Raw genomic sequence first — 23,175 nt, forward strand, 5'->3', positions numbered from 1 at the left:
GCCCGTGGGCTTTTCGACCCTCTTCATCCGCCGCCCGATCGCCACCTCGCTGCTGATGGCGGGCCTGCTGCTGCTCGGCATCCTCGGCTACCGCCAGTTGCCGGTATCGGCGCTGCCGGAAATCGATGCGCCCAGCCTGGTAGTCACCACGCAGTATCCCGGTGCCAATGCCACCACCATGGCATCACTGGTGACCACGCCGCTGGAAAGGCAGTTCGGGCAGATCTCCGGACTGGAGCTGATGACCTCCGACTCGTCGGCCGGACTGTCCACGATCATCCTGCAGTTCTCGATGGAACGGGACATCGACATCGCCGCGCAGGACGTGCAGGCGGCTATACGCCAGGCCACCCTGCCCTCCTCGCTGCCCTACCAGCCGGTCTACAACCGGGTCAATCCGGCCGATGCGGCCATCGTCACCCTGAAGCTGACCTCCGATACGCGCCCGCTGCGCGAGGTCAACAACTACGCCGATTCCATCCTCGCCCAGCGCCTGTCGCAGGTGCAGGGCGTGGGGCTGGTGTCGATCGCCGGCAACGTGCGCCCCGCCGTGCGCATCCAGGTCAATCCGGCGCAGCTGTCCAACATGGGCCTGACCCTGGAAGACCTGCGCAGCGCGCTGACCCAGGCCAACGTCAGCGCGCCGAAGGGCTCGCTGAACGGCAAGACCCAGTCCTACAGCATCGGCACCAACGATCAGCTGACCAGTGCCGCCGAGTATCGCGACACCATCATCAGCTACCGCAACGGGGCACCGGTGCGCCTTTCCGACGTCGCCAACGTGGTGGACGGGGTGGAGAACGACCAGCTGGCGGCGTGGGCCGACGGCAAGCCGGCGGTGCTGCTGGAAGTGCGCCGCCAGCCCGGCGCCAACATCGTGCAGACGGTGGAGCGCGTGCGCGCCCTGCTGCCGCAGCTGCAGGGCGTGCTGCCCGCCGACGTGCACCTGGAGATCTTCTCCGACCGGACCGAAACCATCCGCGCCTCGGTGCATGAAGTGCAGTTCACCCTGATCCTGACCATCGGACTGGTGGTTGCGGTGATCTTCCTGTTCCTGCGCCGCCTGTGGGCCACCATCATTCCCTCGGTGGCGGTACCGCTGTCGCTGGCCGGCACCTTCGCGGTGATGGCCTTCGCCGGCATGTCGCTGGACAATCTTTCGCTGATGGCGCTGGTGGTGGCCACCGGCTTCGTGGTCGACGATGCGATCGTGATGATCGAGAACATCGTCCGCTACATCGAACAGGGCAAGAGCGGCAAGGAAGCGGCGGAGATCGGCGCCCGCCAGATCGGCTTCACCGTGCTGTCGCTGACCGTTTCGCTGGTGGCCGTGTTCCTGCCGCTGCTGCTGATGCCCGGTGTGACCGGACGGCTGTTCCATGAATTCGCCTGGGTGCTGAGCATCGCGGTCACGCTGTCGATGCTGATCTCGCTGACCCTGACTCCGATGATGTGCGCCTACCTGCTCAAGCCGGACGAACTGCCGGAAGGCGAAGATGCGCATGAGCGCTCGGCGGCGGCCGGCAGGCAAAACCTGTGGAGCCGCACCGTCGGGCTGTACGAACGCAGCCTGGACTGGGTGCTGGCCCACCAGCCGATCACCCTGGCGGTGGCCGGCGCTGCACTGGTGCTGACCGTGGTGCTGTACCTGCTGATCCCCAAGGGCCTGCTGCCCGACCAGGACACCGGCATGATCACCGCCGTGGTCCAGGCCGACCAGAACGTGGCCTTCCCGCAGATGGAACAGCGCACCAAGGCCGTGGCCGAGGCACTGCGCAAGGATCCGGACGTGACCGGCGTGTCGGCGTTCATCGGTGCCGGCAGCATGAACCCGACGCTCAACCAGGGCCAGCTGTCGATCGTGCTGAAAGAGCGCGGCGAGCGCGACGGCATGGACGTGATCCTGCCGCGCCTGCAGGACGCCGTGCGTGACATCCCCGGCATCGCGCTGTACCTGAAGCCGGTGCAGGACGTGACCCTGGACACGCGCGTGGCCGCCACCGATTACCAGTTCGTGCTGTCCGACGTGCAGGCCGATGAAGTGGCCACCCATGCCACGCGCATGACCGAAGCGCTGCGCAAGCGCCCGGAGCTGGCTGACGTGGACAACAACCTGTCCACGCAGGGCCGCGCGCTGGAACTGAACATCGACCGCGACAAGGCCAGCGTGCTGGGCGTGCCGATGCAGACCATCGACGACACGCTCTACGATGCCTTCGGCCAGCGCCAGATCTCCACCATCTTCACCGAACTCAACCAGTACCGCGTGGTGCTGGAAGTCGCGCCGGAGTTCCGCACCAGCACTGCCTTGATGGAACAGCTGGCGGTGGCCTCCAACGGCACGGGCGCACTGACCGGCACCAACGCCACCAGTTTCGGCCAGGTGACCTCGTCCAACTCGTCCACGGCCACCGGCATCGGCAACCAGAACACCGGCATCACCGTCGGCGGCGGCGGCATCATTCCGTTGTCCGCACTGGCCGACAGCAAGGTGACCAGTGCCCCGCTGGTGGTCAGCCACCAGCAGCAGCTGCCGGCGGTGACGATCTCCTTCAACGTGGCCGCGGGCTACTCGCTGTCCGCTGCGGTGAAGGCCATCGAAGAGACCCAGGCCGAACTGCAGCTGCCCTCGCAGGTGCATGCGCAATTCATCGGCAAGGCCGCCGAATTCACCGGCAGCCAGACCGACGTGGTGTGGCTGCTGCTGGCCTCGCTGGTGGTGATCTATATCGTGCTGGGCGTGCTGTATGAAAGCTACATCCACCCGATCACCATCATTTCCACCCTGCCGCCAGCCGGCGTCGGTGCGCTGCTGGCACTGATGCTCAGTGGCCTGAGCCTGTCGGTGGACGGCATCGTCGGCATCGTGCTGCTGATCGGCATCGTCAAGAAGAACGGCATCATGATGGTCGACTTCGCCATCGAAGCACGGCGCACCGGCGCCAACGCGCACGAGGCGATCCGCCGTGCCTGCCTGCTGCGCTTCCGCCCGATCATGATGACCACCGCCGCAGCGATGCTGGGTGCGTTGCCGCTGGCGCTGGGTACCGGCATCGGCTCGGAACTGCGCCGCCCGCTGGGCATCGCCATCGTCGGCGGGCTGCTGCTGTCGCAGCTGGTGACGCTGTACACCACGCCGGTGATCTACCTGTACATGGAGCGGTTCTCCGAATGGCTGGCGCGACGCCGCGAGCAGCGTGCGGCACGTCGCGGCGGAGGCCCGGTACAGGAGCCGCCGCTGCAGGAGCCGCAGGCGTGAGCATGACCGACGTGCTGGCGGGAGCGTGGCATTGAACATCTCCGGCCCTTTCATCCGCCGCCCCATCGGCACCGCGCTGCTGGCGATCGGCCTGTTCATCATCGGCCTGATCTGCTACCTGAAACTGGGCGTGTCGGCGCTGCCGAACATCCAGATCCCGGTGATCTTCGTGCATGCCAACCAGTCCGGCGCCGATGCCTCGACCATGGCCTCCACGGTCACCGCGCCGCTGGAACGCCACCTCGGCCAGCTGCCGGGGATCGACCGCATGCGCTCGTCGAGCTCGGAAGGCAGCTCGCTGGTGTTCATGATCTTCCAGAGCGATGTCGACATCGATTCGGCCGCGCTGGACGTGCAGACGGCGATCAATTCGGCCCAGGCCGACCTGCCGTCCGGGCTGGGGTCGCCGATGTTCTCCAAGGCAAACCCCAACGACGACCCGGTCATCGCCATCGCGCTGACCTCCGAAACGCAGTCGGCCGACGACCTGTACAACGTCGCCGATTCACTGCTGGCCCAGCGCATCCGCCAGATCACCGGGGTGTCGTCGGTGGATATCGCCGGCGCCTCCACGCCGGCGGTGCGCGTGGACGTCAACCTGCGGCTGATGAATGCCCTGGGGCTGACGGCCGATGACCTGCGCAATGCCGTACGCGCGGCCAACGTCACCTCGCCCACCGGCTTCCTCAGCGATGGCAACACCACCACCGCGATCATCGCCAACGATTCGGTGGCACGCGCGGCGGACTTCGCCAACCTGATCATCAAGACCGGCGCGGACGGGCGCATCATCCGACTGCAGGACATCGCCAACGTCTACGACGGCCAGCAGGATGCCTACCAGGCGGCGTGGTTCAACCACAAACCCGCCGTGGTGATGTACGTCTTCACCCGCGCCGGTGCGAACATCGTGGAGACCGTGGACCGGGTCAAGGAGCAGATCCCCACCCTGCGCGATTACCTGCAGCCGGGCACCACGCTGACCCCGTATTTCGACCGAACCCCGACCATCCGCGGCTCGCTGCACGAGGTGCAGATCACGCTGCTGATCGCCCTGGCGATGGTGGTGCTGACCATGGCGCTGTTCCTGCGCCGGCTGGCGCCCACGCTGATCGCCGCCGTCACCGTGCCGCTGTCGCTGGCCGGGGCGGCGCTGGTGATGTACGCGCTTGGCTTCACCCTGAACAACCTGAGCCTGCTGGCGCTGGTGATCGCGATCGGCTTCGTGGTCGACGATGCGATCGTGGTGATCGAAAACATCATGCGCCACCTGGACGAGGGCATGCCGCGCATGCAGGCGGCCTTCACCGGCGCACGCGAGATCGGTTTCACCATCGTGTCGATCACCGCTTCACTGGTCGCGGTGTTCATCCCGCTGCTGTTCGCCAAAGGCATGATGGGCGCGTTCTTCCGCGAGTTCACCGTCACCCTGGTGGCGGCGATCGTGGTGTCGATGATCATCTCCCTGACGCTGACGCCAGCGCTGTGCAGCCGCTTCCTGGACCCGCACGCCGATGCTGGCAAGCCGACCCGTTTCGGCCGATGGCTGGATGCCGGGCACGACCGCATGCTGCGCATCTATACGCGCCTGCTGGATTTCTCGCTGCGCCATGCGCTGCTGCTGTCGTTGACCCCGCTGATCCTGATCGGGGTGACGATCTTCCTGTTCGGTGCGGTCAAGAAGGGCGCGTTCCCGCCGCAGGACACCGGCCTGATCTGGGGCCGTGCCAACTCCAGCGCGACGGTCTCCTTCGAAGACATGGTCAACCGCCAGCGCCGCATCACCGACATGCTGATGGCCGACCCGGCGGTGAAGACCGTCGGCGTGCGCCTGGGCAGTGGCCGGCAGGGCTCCAGCGCGCAGTTCAACATCGAACTGAAGTCGCGCAGGGACGGCCGCCGCGAAACCACCGCGCAGGCGTTGTCGCGCCTGAGCGCCAAGGCCGACCGCTACCCCGACCTGCAGCTGCGCCTGCGCGCCATCCAGGACCTGCCGAGCAACGATGGCGGCGGCTCCAGCCAGGGCGCGCAGTACCGCGTGTCCCTGCAGGGCAACGACCTGGCGCAGCTGCAGGAGTGGCTGCCCAAGCTGCAGGCGGTGCTGAAGAAGAACCCGAAGCTGGCCGACGTGGGCACCGATGTCGACGATGCCGGGCTGCGCCAGAACATCGTGATCGACCGGGCCAAGGCCGCACGCCTGGGGATCTCGATCGGCGCCATCGACGGTGCGCTGTACGGCGCGTTCGGCCAGCGCCAGATCTCCACCATCTACTCGGACGTCAACCAGTACAGCGTGGTGGTCAACGCGCTGCCCGAGCAGACCGCAACCCCGGGTGCACTGGACCAGGTGTACGTGCGTGCAGGCAATGGCGAAATGGTGCCGCTGACCGCGGTGGCCGAGCAGGTCCCCGGGCTGGCGCCTTCGCAGATCACCCACGAAAACCAGTACACCACCATGGAGCTGAGCTACAACCTGGCGCCCGGTACCAGCATGGGCGAGGCCAAGGCGATCATCGACAGCACCGTGGCCGGCATGCGCATGCCCGGCGACATCCGGTTGGCTGAGGGCGGTGGATTCGGTTTCGATTCGGACCCGATGGAAATGCTGGTGCTGGTGATGGCCGCGATCATGACCGTGTACCTGGTGCTGGGCATGCTGTACGAAAGCCTGATCCACCCGGTGACCATCCTGTCGACCCTGCCCGCTGCGGGCGTCGGTGCGCTGCTGGCGCTGTACGGCACCAACACCGAACTGTCGGTGATATCGATGATCGCGCTGGTGCTGCTGATCGGCATCGTCAAGAAGAACGCGATCATGATGATCGACTTCGCGGTGGTGGCCCAGCGCGAGCACGGCAAGAGTGCGCTGGAAGCCGCGCGCGAAGCCAGCATCGTGCGCTTCCGCCCGATCATGATGACCAGCATGGTGGCGATCCTCGCCGCGGTGCCGCTGGCCATCGGCATCGGCGAGGGCTCCGAACTGCGCCGCCCGCTGGGCATCGCGATGATCGGTGGCCTGCTGTTTTCGCAGAGCCTGACCCTGCTCAGCACCCCGGCGCTGTACGTGATCTTCTCCTGCCTGGCCCAGCACTGGCGCAGCTGGCGCACCCGTCGCCGCGAGAAGAAACAACTCAGGCGTGCCGCCCGCGCCTGATGTGGCTGAAAAGGGGCCCTCGGCCCCTTTTTTCACGCGCGAGCCGCAATAATGGAGGCTGATGCTGCTGCCGAGCCCGCATGTCCGCCCGCGAATCCCGTCTTAGCCGCCTGTGGGCGCACGAGAAGGCCAGTTATGGCCTGCGTGTTTTCATTGCCCTGAGCACGGCGATGGCCGTGTGCTGGCACTTCGACGCGCTGCCCGCACTGCCCGGCGTGTTCCTCGGCATCATCGCCAGCGCCATCGCCGAAACCGATGACAACGCCTGGGGCCGCACCAAGGCCGTGGTGCTTTCACTGCTGTGCTTCTGCATCGCCGCCGCCGCGGTCGTATGGCTGTTCCCGCTGCCCTGGGTGTTCATCAGTGCGCTGGCGCTGTCCACCTTCTGCCTGACCCTGCTTGGCGGGCTGGGTGAGCGCTACGCCTCCATCGCCCAGGCCACCGTGACCCTGGCCATCTACACCATGATCGGGCTGGAACAGCACGGCGCCGGTGACTGGCGGACGGCGCTGGACGCGGTCAGCCACCTGTTGGCAGGGGCGACCTGGTACGGCCTCCTGTCGATCCTGTGGACCGCGTTGTTCGCCAACCGCCCGGTGCGCGAACGGGTGGCCCGGCTGTATGTCGAACTGGGCCGCTACCTGCAGTTGAAGGCCACCCTGTTCGAGCCCGTGCGCGAGGCCGACCTGCAGCGCAGGCAGCTGGCGCTGGCCGAACAGAACCGCCGCGTGGTCGAAGCGCTGAACATCGCCAAGACCGCGATCCTGGCCCGTTTCGGCCGCTCCGGACGGCCTGCGGTGAACTCCGGGTTGTACCTGCGCCTGTATTACACCGCGCAGGATTTCCACGAGCGCGCCAGCTCCTCGCACTATCCGTACGGGGCGCTGGTGGATGCGTTCTTCCACAGCGACGTGCTGTACCGCTGCCAGCGCCTGCTGGACCTGCAGGGCCAGGCGTGCGCCCGCCTGGGCGAAGCGATCCGCGTGCGCCGCCCCTTCGCATACGGCGACAGCAACCAGCAGGCGGCACGCGACCTGGTCGATTCGCTGGCCTTCCTGCGCGCGCAGGATCGTCCGCAGTGGCGCCGCCTGCTGGCCTCGCTGGACCTGCTGGTCCACAACCTGCAGAGCATCGGCCGCCGCCTGCTGGACGCCGAGAATTCGGACGCCACGCTGGACAACGTCGACACCCGGCTGCGCGACAACAACCCGCACACGCTGCGCGAGATGGCCACGCGCCTGCGGCAGCAGCTGACCCCGGGCTCGGTGTTGTTCCGCCATGGGCTGCGCATGGCCATCGCACTGGTGGTGGGCTTCGCGGCGATCTCGCTGTTCAATTTCCAGAACGGCTCGTGGGTACTGCTGACCATCGTGTTCGTATGCCGACCGAACTTCGGCGCTACCCGGCAACGGCTTGCGCAGCGGATCGCCGGCACATTGGGTGGGCTGGTGCTGACCTGGGCGTTGCTGCAGCTGTTCCAGGACCTGCACAGCCAGCTGCTGATCGCGCTGCTGTCTGCGCTGCTGTTCTTCTTCACCCGTACCGACCGCTACCTGGTGGCGTCCGGCGCGATTACGGTGATGGCGCTGACCTGCTTCAACCTGATCGGCGATGGCTTCGTGCTGATCGTGCCGCGCATGGTGGACACCGTGCTCGGCTGCGCGATCGCCGCCGCTGCGGCCTTCCTGATCCTGCCGGACTGGCAGGGGCGCCAGCTCAACAAAGTACTGGCGCGCGTACTGGACAGTGCCGCGCGCTACCTGGAAGCGGTGCTGGGCCAGTACCGCAGCGGCATGCGCGATGATCTTGCCTACCGCATCGCGCGGCGCGACATGCACAATGCCGACGCAGCGCTGTCCACGGCGTTGTCGAACATGCTGCGAGAGCCCGGCCATGTCCGCCGCAACCTCGATGCGAGCTTCCGCTTCCTGGCGTTGTCCAACACGCTGCTGGGCCATCTGTCCGCACTGGGCGCGCATCGCGACCAGGTCGACAGCTTCGCCCAGGACCCACTGGCGTTGTCCGCCGGCGAGCGCGTGCAGCAGTCACTGAAGCAGCTGGCCAGCGCGCTGGCCCAACGCCAGCCGATCGTGGACGATGACGGCGAGGGTGACCGCGGTCTTGCAGAGCACCTGGAGCAGTTCGACGATGCGATGCCACCGAAGCTGCAGTTGATCCGCACGCAGATGGCGCTGGCATTGCGGTTGCTGCCGAAGCTGCGCAGGGCGGCCGATGAGGCGGTGCAGGGGCCGGTGCGGGAGCGGGCTGCGAACGGGTGAGACCCCCTCGCGGGTGGCTGCTGTTTGAAGCCACAGCGTTGAGTGGGCCGGGCGGGGAGGCTATGCGGGGCACGCGCAAGTACGTCCATGTAGCTCTTCGCGGCTCCTGCCGCTCAAGGCCCCGCATATCCTCCCCGCCCGGCCCTCTGACAGGTTCCGGTGGCCGCCACCCGCGAAATAGAAAAAAGACAAAGGCAGGGGTCAGAGTCCTTTCGCTGCGCGAAAGGACTCTGACCCCATCTTTCTCCCACCCGTCCAATCCACCGCCGTTTCCATGGGCCACCATGGACCTGTCGAAGGTGGGGCGGGTGGCTGGTGCAGGACCGTCTTTTCGCATGGATGCGAAAAGCGAGCCTACACGGACGTACTTGCGGCGTGTCCTGCACAGCCACCCCGCCCCACCAACACGCAGCCCTGCAGCTCTTGACGTTGACGCTGAACTTGATCTTGCCTGAAGCCTGCCGCAGGCAAACACTCTCACACGCGCCAATGCTAGGCTTCGCCGGTCCGAAGGGAGTTTCCATGTCAGGCCACAGCCAGTTCGCCCTGCTCCGCCAGCGCCGCTTCCTGCCGTTCTTCATCGTGCAGTCGCTCGGCGCGTTCAATGACAACGTGTACCGCCAGGCCATCATCGGCCTGCTGTTCTACCTCGGCGTCTCCGACGAAGAACGCACGCTGTACACCAACCTGGCACCGGCCATCTTCATCCTTCCGTATTTCCTGTTCTCCGCACTGGCCGGGCAGATCGCCGACAAGCTGGAGAAATCGCGGCTGATCGTGATCACCACCACCATGGAGATCGTGATCATGACGCTCGCCGCAGCCGGCTTCCTCACCCAGAACATGACGCTGCTGCTGATCGCGCTGTTCTGCACCGGACTGCAATCCACCCTGTTCGGCCCGGTGAAGTACTCGGTGTTGCCTTCGGTGCTCAGGCCGGAAGAACTGACCGGCGGCAACGGCTTGGTGGAGATGGGCACCTCGATGTCCATCCTGACCGGCATGATCGTCGGTGGCCTCATCTTCACCCTGGCCGGCAGCCAGGGACCCATCGTCGCGGCCACCGCGGTGATCGCGCTGGCCGTGCTCGGCAATGTCTGCGCGCGGATGATCCCGAAGGTCGACGCCGGTGCGCCGGACCTGAAGATCAACTGGAATCCCCTGCCCGAATCGCTGGCCGTGCTGCGCATGGCGAAGAAACAGAAGGCGGTGCGCAACGCGATTCTCGGCGTGTCGTGGTTCTGGTTCGTCGGCACCATCCTGACGTCGCAGCTGCCGACCTACGCCATCACCAACCTGGGCGGCGAGCCCACGCTGTACATCTTCGCGCTGGCCCTGTTTTCCATCGGCACCGGCGTGGGTTCGCTGCTGTGCGAAAAGCTGTCCGGCCGCACGGTGGAAATCGGCCTGGTGCCGCTGGGTGCGTTCGGCATGACCGCCTTCCTGCTCGACCTGTATTTCGCCCGCGCTGGTGTTGCCACCGCGCAGGGGCTGTCAGTGACCGCCTTCGTGCAGCAGGCCGGCAGCCTGCGCATCATCTTCGACCTGCTCGGCATCGGCCTGTTCACCGGGTTCTTCGTGGTACCGCTGTTCGCCTTGATACAGAGTCGTACGCCGAAGTCGGAGATGTCGCGCGTGTTCGCCGCACTGAACATCCAGAACTCCGGCTTCATCGTGGCCGCCGCAGGGATCGGGCTGGCTGCGCATGCGGCCGGAGTCACCATCCCGCAGCTGTTCCTGGGCCTGGCCATCGCCAACGCCCTCGTGGCGATCTACATCTTCACCATCGTGCCCGAGTTCCTGATGCGCTTCCTCAGCTGGCTGATGGTGCGCACGCTGTACCGACTGCGCCCGCACGGCATCGAAGCCAACGTGCCCGATGAAGGTGCAGCGCTGATCGTCTGCAACCACGTCAGTTACCTGGACGCGCTGATCCTGTCGGCCAGCATCCCGCGCCCGGTGCGCTTCGTCATGTACTACCGCATCTTCAACATCCCGGTGATGAGCTGGATCTTCCGCACCGCCAAGACCATACCGATCGCCGGCGCCAAGGAAGACCGTGCCTTGATGCTGCGTGCCTTCGATGAGATCGACGCGGCGCTGGCCGAAGGTGAGCTGGTGTGCATCTTCCCGGAGGGTGCGCTGACCCGCGACGGGCAGATGGGCGCCTTCAAGAGCGGCGTGGAGAAGATCCTTGAACGGCGCCCGGTACCGGTGGTCCCGATGGCCCTGCGCGGCATGTGGAGCAGCATGTGGAGCCGGCGCGACAGCCGCCTGGGGCGCATGCGCGTGCCGCGCCGTTTCCGCGCCACCATCGAAGTGGTGGCCGCGCCGCCGGTGGAGGGCAGCACCGCCACCGCCGAGCTGCTGGAGGCACGGGTGCGCGTCTTGCGCGGTGACCACGCCTGAGTTGTCGCGTCCGTCCTGGAAGCCTGTAAGCGTTTCCAGAATTCGTGCCGAAAACGGATACAGATGACGCATGTTGCTGTAGATTACCCAGCCACAGGGGGGCGCACCGGCACGCCACGCAATCGCCGGCCACCAAGGAATGGAGTCTCGTACTTGAATCACCCACCGCCAATCGGCACCTCGTCGGTCTACATCCCCAACCATCTGGTCTGGGCGATCCTGTCGACGTTGTTCTGCTGCCTGCCGCTGGGTGTGGTGTCGATCGTCTATGCCGCCCAGGTTGATGGCCGCCGCGCTGCCGGTGACCTGGTGGGTGCGCACGAGGCATCGCGCAAGGCGGGGTGGTGGGCAGTGGCTTCGGCTGCTGCGCTGCCGGTCCTGTTGCTGTTGTGGTTCGGGCTGTTCGGCGGCATCGCCGCGCTGGGCGCTCTCTCCGGTAACTGAGTCACCACCACCCACCCGCAAGGAGCTTATGCAATGAATGCCACCACCCCGCAGATCCCGAACCACCTCGTGTGGGCCATCCTGAGCACGCTGTTCTGCTGCCTGCCGCTGGGCATCGTGTCGATCGTGTTCGCCGCGCAGGTCAACGGCAAGGTCGCTGCCGGCGATATCGCCGGTGCCCGCGAGGCCTCGGACAAAGCCAAGAAGTTCGCCATGTGGGCGGCAATCGCCGGCGTCGTGGTCATGGTGCTGTACGCGATCTTCGTCGTTGCCCTTGGTGGCATGGGCGCGCTGAGCAACAGCGGCTACTGAGTTGCCTGACGGGATCCGGCATAGCGCCGGGTCCCGTTTTTCCGCCATGTCCGTGCCTGCCCTCCCGCCTTCGCTGCAACGCTGGTTGCCCCTGGCAACCGTGGCCACCCTCGCGGTGGGCGCCACGCTGGTCCTGCACAACGTCGATCCCTACGCCGCGGGCAATCCGCTGCCGTCGTGCCCGTTGTATGCGCTGACCGGGCTCTACTGCCCCGGTTGCGGCAGCACCCGCTGCCTTTATTCCCTCGTGCATTTCGACCTGCCCGGCGCGATGGCGATGAACCCGTTGCTGGTGCTCAGCCTTCCGTTGCTGCTGCTGATGCTGCTCAACGGCGCCGGCATCCGGCCGCGTATGTTCGACCCGCTGATGCGCCTGCTGGCCAAGCCGATGTTCTGGTTGATCGTGCTGGTGGGCTATGCGGTGCTGCGCAACCTGCCGTGGGCACCGTTCACCGGGTTGGCACCGGGCTGATTCCCGCAGTGGGTGACGACCGTTGGTCGTCCGCCTTCGCCCCGGTGGGTGACGACCGTTGGTCGTCACGCCTTTGCTGCGGCGCTAGGTCACCCAGCCGGCGATCACCAGCAGCGCCAGTACCGCCAGCCACAGCAGCAGCATGCGCCAGACCAGGCTCATCGCATCACGCAGTTCGGGCAGGCGCTGCCATACCGGCAGCAGGCCGGCTTCGGTGTAGTCGTGTGCTTCTTCGCGCAGTTCGGCATTCACGCTGGCCCGCGCCACCGCACCGAGGAAACCAATATCGTGCCGCCAGCGCTCGCCATGAGCCTGCCGCCACGCTTTCCAGGCGGCATCGAAATTGCCCACCAACGCCATCGACAACGCCATCAACTGGGCCACCGGCCACTCCAGCCAGCCCAGCACGCGCTGCGAAGCGAGCAGCGTTTCCGGGGCCACCAGCGCGCGCATCGGACTGATCGACATCAGGGCCAGCAGGCGGTAACCCAGCGCACCGGCCGGCCCCAGCAGCAGGAACCAGAACAGCACGGCGAACCAGCGCCGCAGCGCGTTGTAGACGGTGGCATCGACCAGCGAGGGCAGGTCATCACGCAGGCTGCCTCCGGCCGCCTGCAGGGTGTGCAGGGCAGCGTGGCGCAGCGCCGGTTCGTCCGCGTCGATGACCGCTTCCACATCGCGGTCCAGGTCACGCGGACCCCAGCACCACGCCAGCACGGCAATGCCCAGCAACAGCGATGGCAGGCCGAACAGCGTGCCGCGCAGCAACCACGCCAGCAGCCCGAGCAGCAGCACCGGCGGCAGCACCGCCAGTACGACGCCGAGTGGCCCCCGGGCGGACGGACCGGCGTGCAGGTCCAGCCATCCCAGCCAGCGTCGGAAGCCATCGAATCGGCGCAGCGTTGCGGCAGCCGCTGGCGCAACATGGCCAAGGGCCAGGGCAACCAGCACGGCGACCAGCGTGGTGAACATCAGGCGCTCCCAGGCTGCTGCCGGTACCAGTGTTCGATCAGGCTGCGGGAGATGGAGATCGGCGGCGACAGGCGGATGCCTTCGCCGTCGTCGTGCACGTCGCGCGCGATCGCCGCGCCCACTTCTTCGGCGGTGAACCAGCGCGCGTCTTCCAGCTCACCGTCCACTTCCGGTTCGCCATCGTCGGCCTGGGCGCTGAAACCCACCATCAGGGCACCGGGGAACGGCCACGGCTGGGTGCCGAGGTACTGGCAGGCACGGACGCGTATCTTGCTCTCCTCGAACACTTCGCGCACCACGGTCTGCTCGAGCATTTCACCGGGTTCGACAAAGCCGGCCAGCACCGAATAACGCCGCGGTGCCCAGCTGGCCTGGCGGCCCAGCAGCAGGCGCCCGCGGTTTTCCACCGCCACTATCACCGCCGGATCCACGCGCGGGTAATGTTCCACCGCGCACTGCTGGCAGCGGCCGACGAAACCGCCGCGTTCGAAGCGCACATCGCCGCCGCACACCCCGCAGAAACGGTTGCGCGAATGCCAATACGACATTCCACGTGCATAGCTGAAGGCGCTGGCATCGGCCACCGACCAGGACAGCGCCGCCTGGCGCAGGTCCATGCGTCCGGGTGCGGCCACATCAACCACGGAGGCTTCGACGGAGAACCACGCCTGGTCGCCGCGCAGGCCGAGGAACACCGCGGTGCCGGGGCCTGCACCGATATCGGCGCCGGTCAACGCAAATGGCTGGTCATCGGCGCCGGTGAACGCGGTGCCATCGCGGTCCAGCACCAGCAGGCGGGCATCCGGCCACAGACGCGCAAGGGCATCGGCGTCGGCACGCAGGGCGTCGGCGCGCTCGAGCGGCTCACCAACGAAGGAAAAACCGGACAGCGGCGAAAGAGGGGTAGACATGCGGCAAGCCTGCCCGGATGGACGGTTGCTGGCAAGCCTCGGCAGCACGCGAAGTGCTGCCGCAAGCCGTTTACATGCTGAAACTGCTGCCGCAGCCGCAGGTCGTCTTGGCGTTCGGATTGCGGATCACGAACTGCGCACCGGTCAGGCTCTCGGTGTAATCCACCTCAGCGCCCATCAGGTACTGCAGGCTCAGCGGATCCACCAGCAGGGTGACCCCGCTGGTCTGCACGGCCAGATCGTCCTCGGCGCGGTTCTCGTCGAATTCGAAGCCGTACTGGAAGCCCGAACAGCCACCGCCCTCGATGTAGACGCGCAGCGCCAGTTCGGCATTGCCTTCATCCTGGATCAGCTCGCGCACCTTCGCCGCAGCGGACTCGGTGAAGTTCAACGGGCGGTCAAGGGACTGGTAGCCCGGCGCCGCTTCGGCGGTACCGGGTAGTGAAATCAGCGTGCTCATGCGGTCAGCATGGGGCCGCCCGCGCCGGCTTTCAAGCCATGGCCTCGGCCAGCTTGCGGCGCGCGGCGGTATCACCCTTGCCGGTGCCCGTCTCTTCGGCAGCGCCTTCGGGCGGCGGAAGCGCGGCCATCGGCGCGCTGGCGTGGATCAGCCGGCCATTCAGCTGCGCCCCGGCGGCCATCTCCACCACCTGGTAATGGACATTGCCATTCACCCGCGCGCTCGGGGTCAGTTCAACCCGCTCGCTGGCGTGCACATCGCCGTCCATGCGGCCGCTGATGACCACCACCTGGGCGCGGATCTCGCCTTCCACCACGCCATTGTCGGCCAGGGTGATGTTGGCGTTGCTTGCACCCTCCAGGGCAATGACCTTGCCGTGGATGCGGCCTTCGACGTACAGCCCACCACTGAATTCGACGTCGCCGCGGATCACCACCTGGCTGCCGATCAACGCATCGACCACCAGCTGTCCGTCACGGCTGGACTTGCTGCTTCCAAACATCTGCCTACTCCCCGTTCGCGGCCGGTGCCCCGGCCTGTTTCCAGTCAAATACCTGCGTGGAACCCCCCGTTCCACTTCCCAGTGTCACCTTAACCCGTTGCGGGGTGAAGTCCGCCGGCAGGATCACGCTGCCGCCCAGCTGCTGGAAGTACCGGAAAGAATACTCCTGCCCAGGAACGTTGCTGCGCTGGTGCAGCTCATCCCAGCTGACCGTGGCCAGCCGGCCGTTCTTCACCCCTTCCACGGTGAAGCGCATCTGCCCTTGGCTGATGGCGCCGCGGTTGAGGTTCTGGGTCAGCACCACGCTGTACTGCCAGGTCCCCGCCGTTTCAGGGCGGAACTCAATGGAATGGGTATTGAGGCCCTTGCGCTGGCTGGTGGCACCGACCAGCCGTTCATAGAACGCGACATCGGCACGCAGGCCGGCGATTTCCTCATCACGTTCGGCCAGCGAGGCCTGCACCTCATTGTTGGCTGCACGGCTGATGCGGTCGGAGGCTTCCAGCGTGGCCTGCTTCTGGCGCAGTTCGACCAGCTGCTGCTGCAGGCTTTCGGCACGCTGCTGCGCGCCTTCCAGGGTATCGCCCAGTTCACCGCCCGGACGGCCCAGCCAGTAGCCGAGCAGGCCGGCCAGCAGGAGGGCGATGAGGGCGCCAGCAGCCAGCGCCCAGAGACGACGACGGTCATGCGGCCCGGCAGCCTGGCCGGGCATGCGGATCTGGACCCGCGAAGGCGGACGGTTGTTCATGGCAGGTCTCCGGAGCATCGGTCAGTGCGATGCAGGCTCGGCCTCGGCGGATCAGTCGGGCCATTGTAGTTCAGGACGCAGGTGACACCGGCGGCCGTCCATGACCGCAGCTGTGGCGTTCAGCCTCTCCATCGCCGATAGTGCAGGCTTCGAACGTGCCGTTCGTGCTGGCCGGCTACCCGCGGCAGGCACGTCCACGTCGCTGACCGGAGCCTTCGCCATGACCGACGCCCACCTGTTCGTGATCGGCATCCTGCTGGCCTGGCTGGCCGGCATCCGCGTCTACCTCACCGTGTTCGGCGTGGGTCTGGCCGGGCTGCTGGGCTGGGTCGACCTGCCACCGGCCCTGCAGGCCACCGAATCGTGGTGGGTGCTGGGCACCTCGGCGGTGCTGGCCGTCGCTGAATTCTTCGCCGACAAGATCCCCGGCGTGGATTCGGCATGGGACCTGCTGCAGACCCTGGCCCGGGTGCCGGCCGGCGCCTTCCTCGCCGCCGCGACATTGTCGCCCGATGGGGACCTCGGCACCGGCACGCTGCTGGCCGGTGCGGGCGTCGCGCTGGCCAGCCATGGGTTGAAATCAGGCACTCGCGCACTGCTCAATACCTCGCCCGAACCGGCCAGCAACTGGGTCGCCTCGGCGGCAGAAGATACCGTGGTGGTCGGCGGCCTTGCGCTGGCGCTGGCCCATCCGTGGCTTGCGCTGGGCGTGGTGCTGGCCTGCAGCCTGGCCGGCGCGTTGACGGTCTGGCTGGTCTGGCGCGCACTCTGGAAAGGCGTGCGCTGGCTGGCCGGTGGCGATCGCGACGCGCCCCGCACCGGGCCTGCCGCATAATCCCCTTACTCCCCAACTCCCCTGCCGGCGACTCCGTGAACGATACCCACCCGCCACGCAACGCGCGTGCAGAAACTCCGCCCGCCGATCATTGGCAGCGCTGGGCCAGCGCGCCCTCGCAGACGCCGTCCAGCGCTGCGACGACGGCTGCGGCAGACGACAATGTCATCGCGCTGCCCGGTGCGACACCGCCCCCGCTGCACACCGCCGCTGATGTACAGGACGATCTACCGACCGGTTTCATCCCCAGCGACGCGCCCTATCGCATCCTGGTGGTGGAAGACGACCGGGCGCAGGCCCTGTTCGCGCAGAGCGTGCTGCACGGTGCGGGCATGGAGGCGATCGTGGTGGGCGATGCGGAGAGCGTGCAGCCGGCCCTCAAGGAACATGCGCCGGACCTGATCCTCATGGACCTGCATCTGCCGGGACTGGATGGCATGCGGCTCACTGCGATGATCCGCCAGTTGCCCGGCCTGCAGATGTTGCCGATCGTGTTCCTCAGCGGTGATCCCGATCCGGAACGCCAGTTCGAAGTCCTCGACAGCGGCGCCGATGATTACCTGAGCAAGCCGATCCGCCCGCGCCACCTGATCGCGGCGGTCTCCAACCGCATCCGTCGCGCACGTGCGCAGGCGGCGGCGCAGAGCGGTGACCGTGGCGGTCCGCTGCTCAACAATCCGGAAACCGGGCTGCCAACCCGCCACCACCTGCTGCAGCAGCTGTCTGCCGCGCTCGGCCACCGCGACTGCGGCGGTCTGTTCTTCATCGAAATCGCCAGCGCGCTGGGCCTGCGCGAGCGCTATGGCTATGCCGCCTTCGAGCGCCTGATGGTGCAGGCTGGACAACGGCTGGCCGAAGCCGCACAGCCGCACCTGCTGGCACGCCTGAACGACAACAGTTTCCTTGCCCTGGCACGCGGCGTCGACGAAGAGCAGCTGGACGCCACCGCGCAGTCGCTGCGCGAACAGTTGTCCAGCCGTGCCTTCGTGATCCGCGACGATGAATCGGTGCACCTGCGCGGGGTGATCGGTTTCGCGGCGCTGTCGCCGGGCTTCCCGGACGTCGGCAGCGCGCTGGAGGCGATCGAGCGCACCACGCTGCAGGCACGCCTGCTGACCGCCGGTGTAGCCGGGTTCGTGCCGCACGAAGAAACCAGCAGCGATGAACACCTGGCGATGCTTGACGGCCAGCTGGAACTGGCTTACCAGCCGATCGTCGCCGTGGCCGGCGGCGGCAACGCGCAGTACCAGGTGCTGCTGCGGCTGCGCCAGGCCGATGGCAGCGTGCTGACCGCCGGCCAGGTCATACCTGCGGCCGAGGCGGCCGGCCGCATCGCCGACCTCGACCAGCAGGTGATAGACCATGCGCTGGGCCTGCTCGACCATTACCGCCATGCCACTCCGCCGCTGCACCTGTTCGTATCGCAGTCGCTGCGCACGCTGGCACGCGATGCGTTCGCCGACTGGTTGATCGAATCGCTGCAGCAGCGGCAACTGGACGGCAATGCACTGGTGGTCGACGTGCGCCTGCCCGATGCGCTGATCCACACCGTCACCCTGCAGCAGTTCTGCACGCGGGTCAGTGCCTTGGGCGTGCGCTTCTGCCTGAGCCAGTTCGAACCCGGGCCGGAGGCCAATGCCCTGCTGACCCAGCTGCCGCTGTCGTTCGTGCGCATGGCAGGACGTTTCTCCAGCAGCCATGCCAACCCGCAGACGCGCGATGAAATGCGCGCTGCGATCGACGTGGCGCACCGCGCCAACCTGCTGATCATCGGCCAGCAGATCGAAGATCCCCAAGCCGCGGCCGCGATGTGGGTGGGCGGCGTGGACTTCATCCAGGGCAACATGGTGCAGTCGGCCGGCAGCGACCTGGATTTCGATTTCCTCAACGCGGTGCTCTGACCCGGTGACCCACGGACGGGGCCGATGGATCTACCGGGCCGGGCTGGCAGCGGCGGCCATCAGCGTGGGCTGCCTGCTGGCCGTGGCACTGCGCTGGAACGGCCCCTGGCCGTGGCTAGGGCTGGTAGCGGCCTGCGTGGCGCTGCTGCTGTGGCCGCTGCGAGCGCAGCAGCACGGCGTGCACGGGGCAGCCCCGGCCGACGAGGCCGAGCAGCGCCTGCGCCAGCTGCAGCAGGAACTGGAGCGCCTGCAACGGCTGCATGAACAGCAGGGACAGCTGGAGCAGCAGCTGCTGCTGGCCAAGCAGGCCGCCGAAGCTGCGGTGCTGGCCAAGGGCGAGTTCCTGGCCACCATGAGCCATGAGATCCGCACGCCGCTCAACGGCATCATCCCGATGCTCGACCTGATCGGGCGCGGCAGCCTGGAACCGGAGCAGCGGCAGATGCTCGGCACCGCGGTCACCAGCTCGCAACAGCTGCTGCGCATCGTCGATGACATCCTCGATCACTCGCGGTTGGAAGCCAATGCACTGGCGCTGGAGACCACCACCTTCAACCTGCGCGAACTGCTGGAAGGGGTGGTGCAGCTGATGCAGCGTGCCGCCGAGGCCAAGGGCCTGCGCATCGTGCTGGAGCTGGACCCTGCCGTGCGCTTGTCGGTTCGCGGCGATCCGGTGCGGCTGCGCCAGGTACTCGGCAACCTGCTGGCCAACGCGATCAAGTTCACCGCCCGCGGCCAGGTCACGCTGAAGGTGTGCCGGCTGGGAGAGACCGCGTTCCGGCACGAGCTGCGTCTGGAGGTCATCGACACCGGCATCGGCATCGACCAGGAACAGCAGTCGCGCCTGTTCCAGTCCTTCAGCCAGGCCGACGCGTCCACCACGCGCATGTACGGTGGCACCGGCCTGGGGCTGGCGATCTGCCGCCGCATCATCGAGCTGATGCAGGGCCAGATCGGCGTGCATTCCGCGCCCGGGCGAGGCGCCACGTTCTGGTTCGAGATCCCGCTGTTGAAGGCGCTGGGAGACACCCGCAGCGGGCACGGCCCGGAACTGGGCAACCTGCTGCTGCTCAGCTGCGACCCCCTGCTGCAGCAGCGCGTGCAGCGCGTCGGCGCGCAGCATGGCCTTCAGGTGCAGGCTGTGCAGACGCTGGCGCTGGCACTGGAGGCCATCCGCGCGAGGACCCGTGCACTGGCCTGGCTGGTGGTCGATGGACGCCTGCTGCGCAACGGCGATGCGTCCGTGCAGCGGGCGCTCGCCGAACGCGGTACCGAAGCACCCCAGGTGCTGTGGCTGCACCTGGGCAACGCAGCCGCACGCAACGGCCAGCACTGGGTGGACGAACTGCAGGCCGACGCGGCGCTGCACGCGGTGCTGGTGCCGGCTGCAACGCGCTCGGCGCGGCCTGCGGCGCTGCTTGGCGATGCAACGCTGCCTCCCTCCACTGCAGGCACGCCCGACCGCCTGGACCTGCGGGTGCTGCTGGTGGAAGACAACATGGTCAACCTGATGGTGGCCGAGCGCGTGCTGGAAGTGATGGGCTGCACGGTGCGCACCGCGCACGATGGCCAACAGGCGCTGGGCGAACTGCACGCAGGGGGCATCGACGTGGTGCTGATGGACTGCCAGATGCCGGTGCTGGATGGCTACGCCGCCACCCGCCAATGGCGCGCGCAGGAAGCAACATCCAGCCGCCCCCGGATGCCGATCATCGCCATGACCGCCAATGCCATGGCCGGTGACCGTGAGCGCTGCCTGCAGGCGGGCATGGATGACTACCTGTCCAAACCGGTTGAACTTTCGGCGCTGCGAAGCATGCTGAAGCGCTGGACCCTGGGCGCGCAGGACATCGGCAGCACCGAAGCGCGACACCAGTGGGTGGCAGCGGACGAGGATGTGGAGTCTTCGCAGGCCGCACTGGACCCGACCGTGCTGGATGAACTGTACGAGGTGATCGGGTCGAGCACGCAGGCGATCATCGACGCGTTCCTGCATGACACACCGATCGCGGTGCAGCAGCTGCAGGCGGCGGCGCAGGAAGACGACCAGGAACAGCTGCGCGCGCTGGCGCACAGCCTGAAGTCATCCAGTGCGAATGTCGGCGCGATGGCCCTGTCTTCTGCTGCGCGGCGCATTGAACTTGAAGCGCGCAACGGCACGCTGCAGATGCCGGTAGTCGCCGCCGCGCGGGTGGTCGCCGAGTTCGCGCGGGCACGCATGGCACTGGCCGGCTGGCAGCGGCGGTAGTGCCCACCGTAGTGCCGACCTTGGTCGGCACCCTGCCCCCGCTCAGTCTTCCAGCTTGCTGAGCAGGTATTTCGGCTCGCCAAGGCGACCGATCAGTTCCAGCTGGGTTTCCAGCCAGTCAATGTGCTCTTCTTCGGAATCCAGGATCTTCGTGAACAGCTGGCGGCTGACGTAGTCGCCAACCGAATCGGCATGGGCCACCGCTTCGCGCAGCACCTCCACCGCCTCGCTTTCCAGCGCCAGATCGCACTGCAGGATCTCCGACGGATTTTCGCCGATGCGCAGCTTGCCCAGCGCCTGGAAGTTCGGCAGTCCTTCGAGGAACAGGATGCGATCAGACAGCATGTCGGCATGCTTCATCTCTTCGATCGATTCCTTGTACTCGTGCTCGGCGAGTTCCTTGATGCCCCAGTTCTTCAGCATCTTGGCGTGCAGGAAGTACTGGTTGATCGCAGTCAGTTCGTTGTACAGCACCTTGTTGAGGTACTGGATGACTTTGGCGTCGCCTTTCATGGGGGTGCTCCTGCACGCTGAAAACGCAGGCACTGTATCGGCTTTGCGCCGGCGATGAAGGAACGCGAATCGTGCTCAGTTGCGCGTCGCCGCGCAGGCGCGCGCGGTCAGGCGGCCTGCAGGGTGCCGAGAACCGGCAGGGGCAGACCATGCGTGTGGCGTGCCTTGGCCAGCAGGTCGCCGGCCATGTCCAGGCAGGACCCGCAGGTAGCACCGCAACCGGTCCGCATCGTCAGTTCGGCCACCGTCATGCAGCCATCCACCGCAGCTTCGCGGATCTGGTGGTCGGTGACTCCATTGCAGATGCAGACGTACACGATGGCGGCCGGGGTTGGCAGGCCGATGCTGGCCTGCCGGTATTCCACTTCAAACGCGAATGGTTGTCAATTGACAAGCTGAATCATTCTCGATCGAGTTCAGCCTGGGGCGATCATCAGGTGGGATCGCCCTGCACCTTCTTGGGCCAGTAACCGCGCTTGGTCGGACGCTTGCGCGGCCGATCATGGCCTGCCGCATGCCCCGGCATCCAGGCTTCCTGCGCGCCCGTCGGCATCTGCGTCACCCCGGCACCGGCCACGCCCCGCGCCATCGGTGCGAGGTGGCGCAACGCACGCGCATACACGCCGCGCTTGAACATCACCACGTGCTCCACCGGATACCAGAAATCGACCCAGCGCCAGTTATCGAACTCGGGGGTCTCGGTCAGGTCCAGCTGCACATGCGACTCGTCACCGGTCAGGCGCAGCAGGAACCAGACCTGCTTCTGGCCGATGCACACCTGGCGCTCATTGCGGCGGATCGCGCGCGCAGGGAGCTTGTAACGCAGCCAACCGGGGGTAGCACCGAGCACTTCAACGTGTTCGGGCAGCAGGCCGGTCTCTTCCTGCAGTTCACGATACATGGCCTCGACGGGCGTCTCATCGGTGTTCATGCCGCCCTGTGGGAACTGCCAGCCATCCCGGCGCACTCGACGTGCCCAGAACACCTGACCGTCCTGGCGCATCAACACGATGCCGACGTTCGGTCGATAGCCGTCCGGATCGATCACGATGCGGACTCCTAGAAATCTACTGACAGGGACTATCCCATGCCGTCTGTCGGCCCACAAGCAGCACACAAAACTATTGACATGTTTCGTACACATGCCCAGAATAGCCGGCTCACACAAGGCTATGTAGCTCAGCCGGTTAGAGCACAGCACTCATAATGCTGGGGTCGGTGGTTCGAGTCCACCCATAGCCACCATGTCGAGGTTGGTTTTCGACTTGGAAAGTGAGACAATTGCTTCACCTATTTTGCCCCGTCGCCAAGCGGTAAGGCACCTGACTCTGACTCAGGCATTCGGTGGTTCGAATCCATCCGGGGCAGCCAAACAAAAAGAAAAAGGCCTGATCGAAAGATCAGGCCTTTTTCTTTTTGTTTGGTCACGCACTCCACGTTATCCCCGCGCCTGTCGGCGCGCCCCCTTGAACAACAAGGGGGCTCCACTCCGGATGGGGTCCCGTAGTGTCGAGCTTGCTCGACACGCAGGGTCAAAAACCCAAACAACGAGCAAACAAAAACCCGGCCGAAGCCGGGTTTTTGTTTTCCTCCCAGCAGGGCCCCGAAAGGCCCCACGCCAGGCGCGGTAAATCAGCGCTTGGAGAACTGGGTGGCGCGACGTGCCTTGTGCAGGCCGACCTTCTTACGCTCGACTTCACGGGCGTCACGGGTCATGAAGCCAGCCTTGCGCAGCTCGGACTTCAGGGTTTCGTCG

General features: G+C 66.6%; 19 protein-coding genes and 2 tRNA genes. 12 read left to right on the forward strand and 9 right to left on the reverse strand.

The annotated features are described in order from the left end of the window. Window positions 1–4 precede the first annotated feature (4 nt). From ACI2JH_RS14110 to ACI2JH_RS14140, 7 genes are all read left to right on the forward strand, one after another. Window positions 5–3,259, forward strand: a complete 3,255-nt coding sequence (locus ACI2JH_RS14110; RefSeq protein ID WP_350000150.1) for an efflux RND transporter permease subunit — start codon at window positions 5–7, stop codon at window positions 3,257–3,259. A 31-nt stretch (window positions 3,260–3,290) separates the two neighbouring features. Next, window positions 3,291–6,413: an efflux RND transporter permease subunit gene (locus ACI2JH_RS14115; protein WP_404736525.1), complete on the forward strand. Its 3,123-nt coding sequence runs from the start codon at window positions 3,291–3,293 to the stop codon at window positions 6,411–6,413. Window positions 6,414–6,493: 80 nt separating this feature from the next. After that, window positions 6,494–8,692, forward strand: a complete 2,199-nt coding sequence (gene yccS, locus ACI2JH_RS14120; protein WP_404736526.1) for a YccS family putative transporter — start codon at window positions 6,494–6,496, stop codon at window positions 8,690–8,692. A gap of 522 nt (window positions 8,693–9,214) precedes the next feature. Next, window positions 9,215–11,101 (forward strand): MFS transporter, encoded by a 1,887-nt coding sequence (locus ACI2JH_RS14125; RefSeq protein ID WP_319274318.1) that lies wholly within the window; start codon window positions 9,215–9,217, stop codon window positions 11,099–11,101. Between the two features lie 153 nt (window positions 11,102–11,254). Next, window positions 11,255–11,545, forward strand: coding sequence for a CD225/dispanin family protein (locus tag ACI2JH_RS14130; protein ID WP_042614298.1), 291 nt, complete (start codon window positions 11,255–11,257; stop codon window positions 11,543–11,545). Window positions 11,546–11,578: 33 nt separating this feature from the next. Next, window positions 11,579–11,857: a CD225/dispanin family protein gene (locus tag ACI2JH_RS14135; protein WP_101099327.1), complete on the forward strand. Its 279-nt coding sequence runs from the start codon at window positions 11,579–11,581 to the stop codon at window positions 11,855–11,857. 46 nt (window positions 11,858–11,903) lie between these two features. Beyond that, entirely contained in the window at window positions 11,904–12,329 is a 426-nt protein-coding gene (locus ACI2JH_RS14140) for a DUF2752 domain-containing protein (protein WP_404736527.1), read from the forward strand. 84 nt (window positions 12,330–12,413) lie between these two features. On the opposite strand, the gene ampE is transcribed toward ACI2JH_RS14140, so the two are convergent. The 5 genes from ampE to ACI2JH_RS14165 all read right to left on the reverse strand — a co-directional run bounded on the left by ampE (window position 12,414) and on the right by ACI2JH_RS14165 (window position 15,922). Beyond that, the gene (ampE, locus tag ACI2JH_RS14145) at window positions 12,414–13,301 is read right to left on the reverse strand and encodes a regulatory signaling modulator protein AmpE (RefSeq protein ID WP_191771759.1); all 888 of its coding nucleotides are present in this window, start codon (window positions 13,299–13,301) and stop codon (window positions 12,414–12,416) included. After that, the gene (gene nudC, locus ACI2JH_RS14150) at window positions 13,301–14,212 is read right to left on the reverse strand and encodes an NAD(+) diphosphatase (RefSeq protein WP_404736528.1); all 912 of its coding nucleotides are present in this window, start codon (window positions 14,210–14,212) and stop codon (window positions 13,301–13,303) included. The genes ampE and nudC overlap by 1 nt, the downstream gene beginning before the upstream one ends. 70 nt (window positions 14,213–14,282) lie before the next feature. Then, window positions 14,283–14,672, reverse strand: a complete 390-nt coding sequence (erpA, locus tag ACI2JH_RS14155) for an iron-sulfur cluster insertion protein ErpA (RefSeq protein ID WP_042614293.1) — start codon at window positions 14,670–14,672, stop codon at window positions 14,283–14,285. 31 nt (window positions 14,673–14,703) lie between these two features. After that, window positions 14,704–15,174 (reverse strand): polymer-forming cytoskeletal protein, encoded by a 471-nt coding sequence (locus ACI2JH_RS14160; RefSeq protein ID WP_182656234.1) that lies wholly within the window; start codon window positions 15,172–15,174, stop codon window positions 14,704–14,706. Between the two features lie 4 nt (window positions 15,175–15,178). Further along, window positions 15,179–15,922, reverse strand: a complete 744-nt coding sequence (locus ACI2JH_RS14165; RefSeq protein ID WP_101099322.1) for a DUF6776 family protein — start codon at window positions 15,920–15,922, stop codon at window positions 15,179–15,181. A 220-nt stretch (window positions 15,923–16,142) separates the two neighbouring features. On the opposite strand from ACI2JH_RS14165, the gene ACI2JH_RS14170 reads away from it, so the two are divergent. The 3 genes from ACI2JH_RS14170 to ACI2JH_RS14180 all read left to right on the forward strand — a co-directional run bounded on the left by ACI2JH_RS14170 (window position 16,143) and on the right by ACI2JH_RS14180 (window position 20,906). Next, on the forward strand, window positions 16,143–16,757 hold the full coding sequence (locus ACI2JH_RS14170; RefSeq protein WP_101099358.1) for a DUF4126 domain-containing protein: 615 nt from the start codon (window positions 16,143–16,145) through the stop codon (window positions 16,755–16,757). A 35-nt stretch (window positions 16,758–16,792) separates the two neighbouring features. After that, window positions 16,793–18,658 carry an EAL domain-containing protein gene (locus ACI2JH_RS14175; RefSeq protein WP_404736529.1) on the forward strand — a complete coding sequence of 622 codons (1,866 nt, stop codon included), beginning with the start codon at window positions 16,793–16,795 and terminating at the stop codon, window positions 18,656–18,658. Window positions 18,659–18,722: 64 nt separating this feature from the next. Further along, entirely contained in the window at window positions 18,723–20,906 is a 2,184-nt protein-coding gene (locus tag ACI2JH_RS14180) for an ATP-binding protein (protein ID WP_404736533.1), read from the forward strand. Window positions 20,907–20,948: 42 nt separating this feature from the next. On the opposite strand, the gene bfr is transcribed toward ACI2JH_RS14180, so the two are convergent. From bfr to ACI2JH_RS14195, 3 genes are all read right to left on the reverse strand, one after another. Next, window positions 20,949–21,419 (reverse strand): bacterioferritin, encoded by a 471-nt coding sequence (bfr, locus tag ACI2JH_RS14185; protein ID WP_042614289.1) that lies wholly within the window; start codon window positions 21,417–21,419, stop codon window positions 20,949–20,951. A gap of 107 nt (window positions 21,420–21,526) precedes the next feature. Next, the gene (locus ACI2JH_RS14190) at window positions 21,527–21,736 is read right to left on the reverse strand and encodes a bacterioferritin-associated ferredoxin (protein ID WP_404736534.1); all 210 of its coding nucleotides are present in this window, start codon (window positions 21,734–21,736) and stop codon (window positions 21,527–21,529) included. Window positions 21,737–21,852: 116 nt separating this feature from the next. Then, window positions 21,853–22,467, reverse strand: a complete 615-nt coding sequence (locus tag ACI2JH_RS14195; RefSeq protein WP_101099320.1) for an RNA pyrophosphohydrolase — start codon at window positions 22,465–22,467, stop codon at window positions 21,853–21,855. A gap of 120 nt (window positions 22,468–22,587) precedes the next feature. On the opposite strand from ACI2JH_RS14195, the gene ACI2JH_RS14200 reads away from it, so the two are divergent. Continuing rightward, window positions 22,588–22,664: transfer RNA gene (locus tag ACI2JH_RS14200), tRNA-Met, on the forward strand. 51 nt (window positions 22,665–22,715) lie between these two features. Then, window positions 22,716–22,790 (forward strand) — tRNA-Gln (locus ACI2JH_RS14205). Window positions 22,791–23,051: 261 nt separating this feature from the next. On the opposite strand, the gene rpsI is transcribed toward ACI2JH_RS14205, so the two are convergent. Further along, window positions 23,052–23,175, reverse strand: a 124-nt coding sequence (gene rpsI / locus ACI2JH_RS14210) for a 30S ribosomal protein S9 (RefSeq protein WP_404736535.1), incomplete at its 5' end; no start/stop codon positions are given.

The organism is Stenotrophomonas sp. NPDC078853, assembly GCF_044901215.1.
GTDB classification, from domain to species: domain Bacteria; phylum Pseudomonadota; class Gammaproteobacteria; order Xanthomonadales; family Xanthomonadaceae; genus Stenotrophomonas; species Stenotrophomonas lacuserhaii.

Bases quoted from the DNA above. Each gene is read 5' to 3' on its own strand.
- yccS (WP_404736526.1), top strand. From the start codon at position 6,494: ATGTCCGCCCGCGAATCCCGTCTTAGCCGCCTGTGGGCGCACGAGAAG.
- ACI2JH_RS14125 (WP_319274318.1), top strand. From the start codon at position 9,215: ATGTCAGGCCACAGCCAGTTCGCCCTGCTCCGCCAGCGCCGCTTCCTG.
- ACI2JH_RS14135 (WP_101099327.1), top strand. From the start codon at position 11,579: ATGAATGCCACCACCCCGCAGATCCCGAACCACCTCGTGTGGGCCATC.
- ACI2JH_RS14140 (WP_404736527.1), top strand. From the start codon at position 11,904: ATGTCCGTGCCTGCCCTCCCGCCTTCGCTGCAACGCTGGTTGCCCCTG.
- ampE (WP_191771759.1), bottom strand. From the start codon at position 13,301: ATGTTCACCACGCTGGTCGCCGTGCTGGTTGCCCTGGCCCTTGGCCAT.
- nudC (WP_404736528.1), bottom strand. From the start codon at position 14,212: ATGTCTACCCCTCTTTCGCCGCTGTCCGGTTTTTCCTTCGTTGGTGAG.
- erpA (WP_042614293.1), bottom strand. From the start codon at position 14,672: ATGAGCACGCTGATTTCACTACCCGGTACCGCCGAAGCGGCGCCGGGC.
- ACI2JH_RS14160 (WP_182656234.1), bottom strand. From the start codon at position 15,174: ATGTTTGGAAGCAGCAAGTCCAGCCGTGACGGACAGCTGGTGGTCGAT.
- ACI2JH_RS14165 (WP_101099322.1), bottom strand. From the start codon at position 15,922: ATGAACAACCGTCCGCCTTCGCGGGTCCAGATCCGCATGCCCGGCCAG.
- ACI2JH_RS14170 (WP_101099358.1), top strand. From the start codon at position 16,143: ATGACCGACGCCCACCTGTTCGTGATCGGCATCCTGCTGGCCTGGCTG.
- bfr (WP_042614289.1), bottom strand. From the start codon at position 21,419: ATGAAAGGCGACGCCAAAGTCATCCAGTACCTCAACAAGGTGCTGTAC.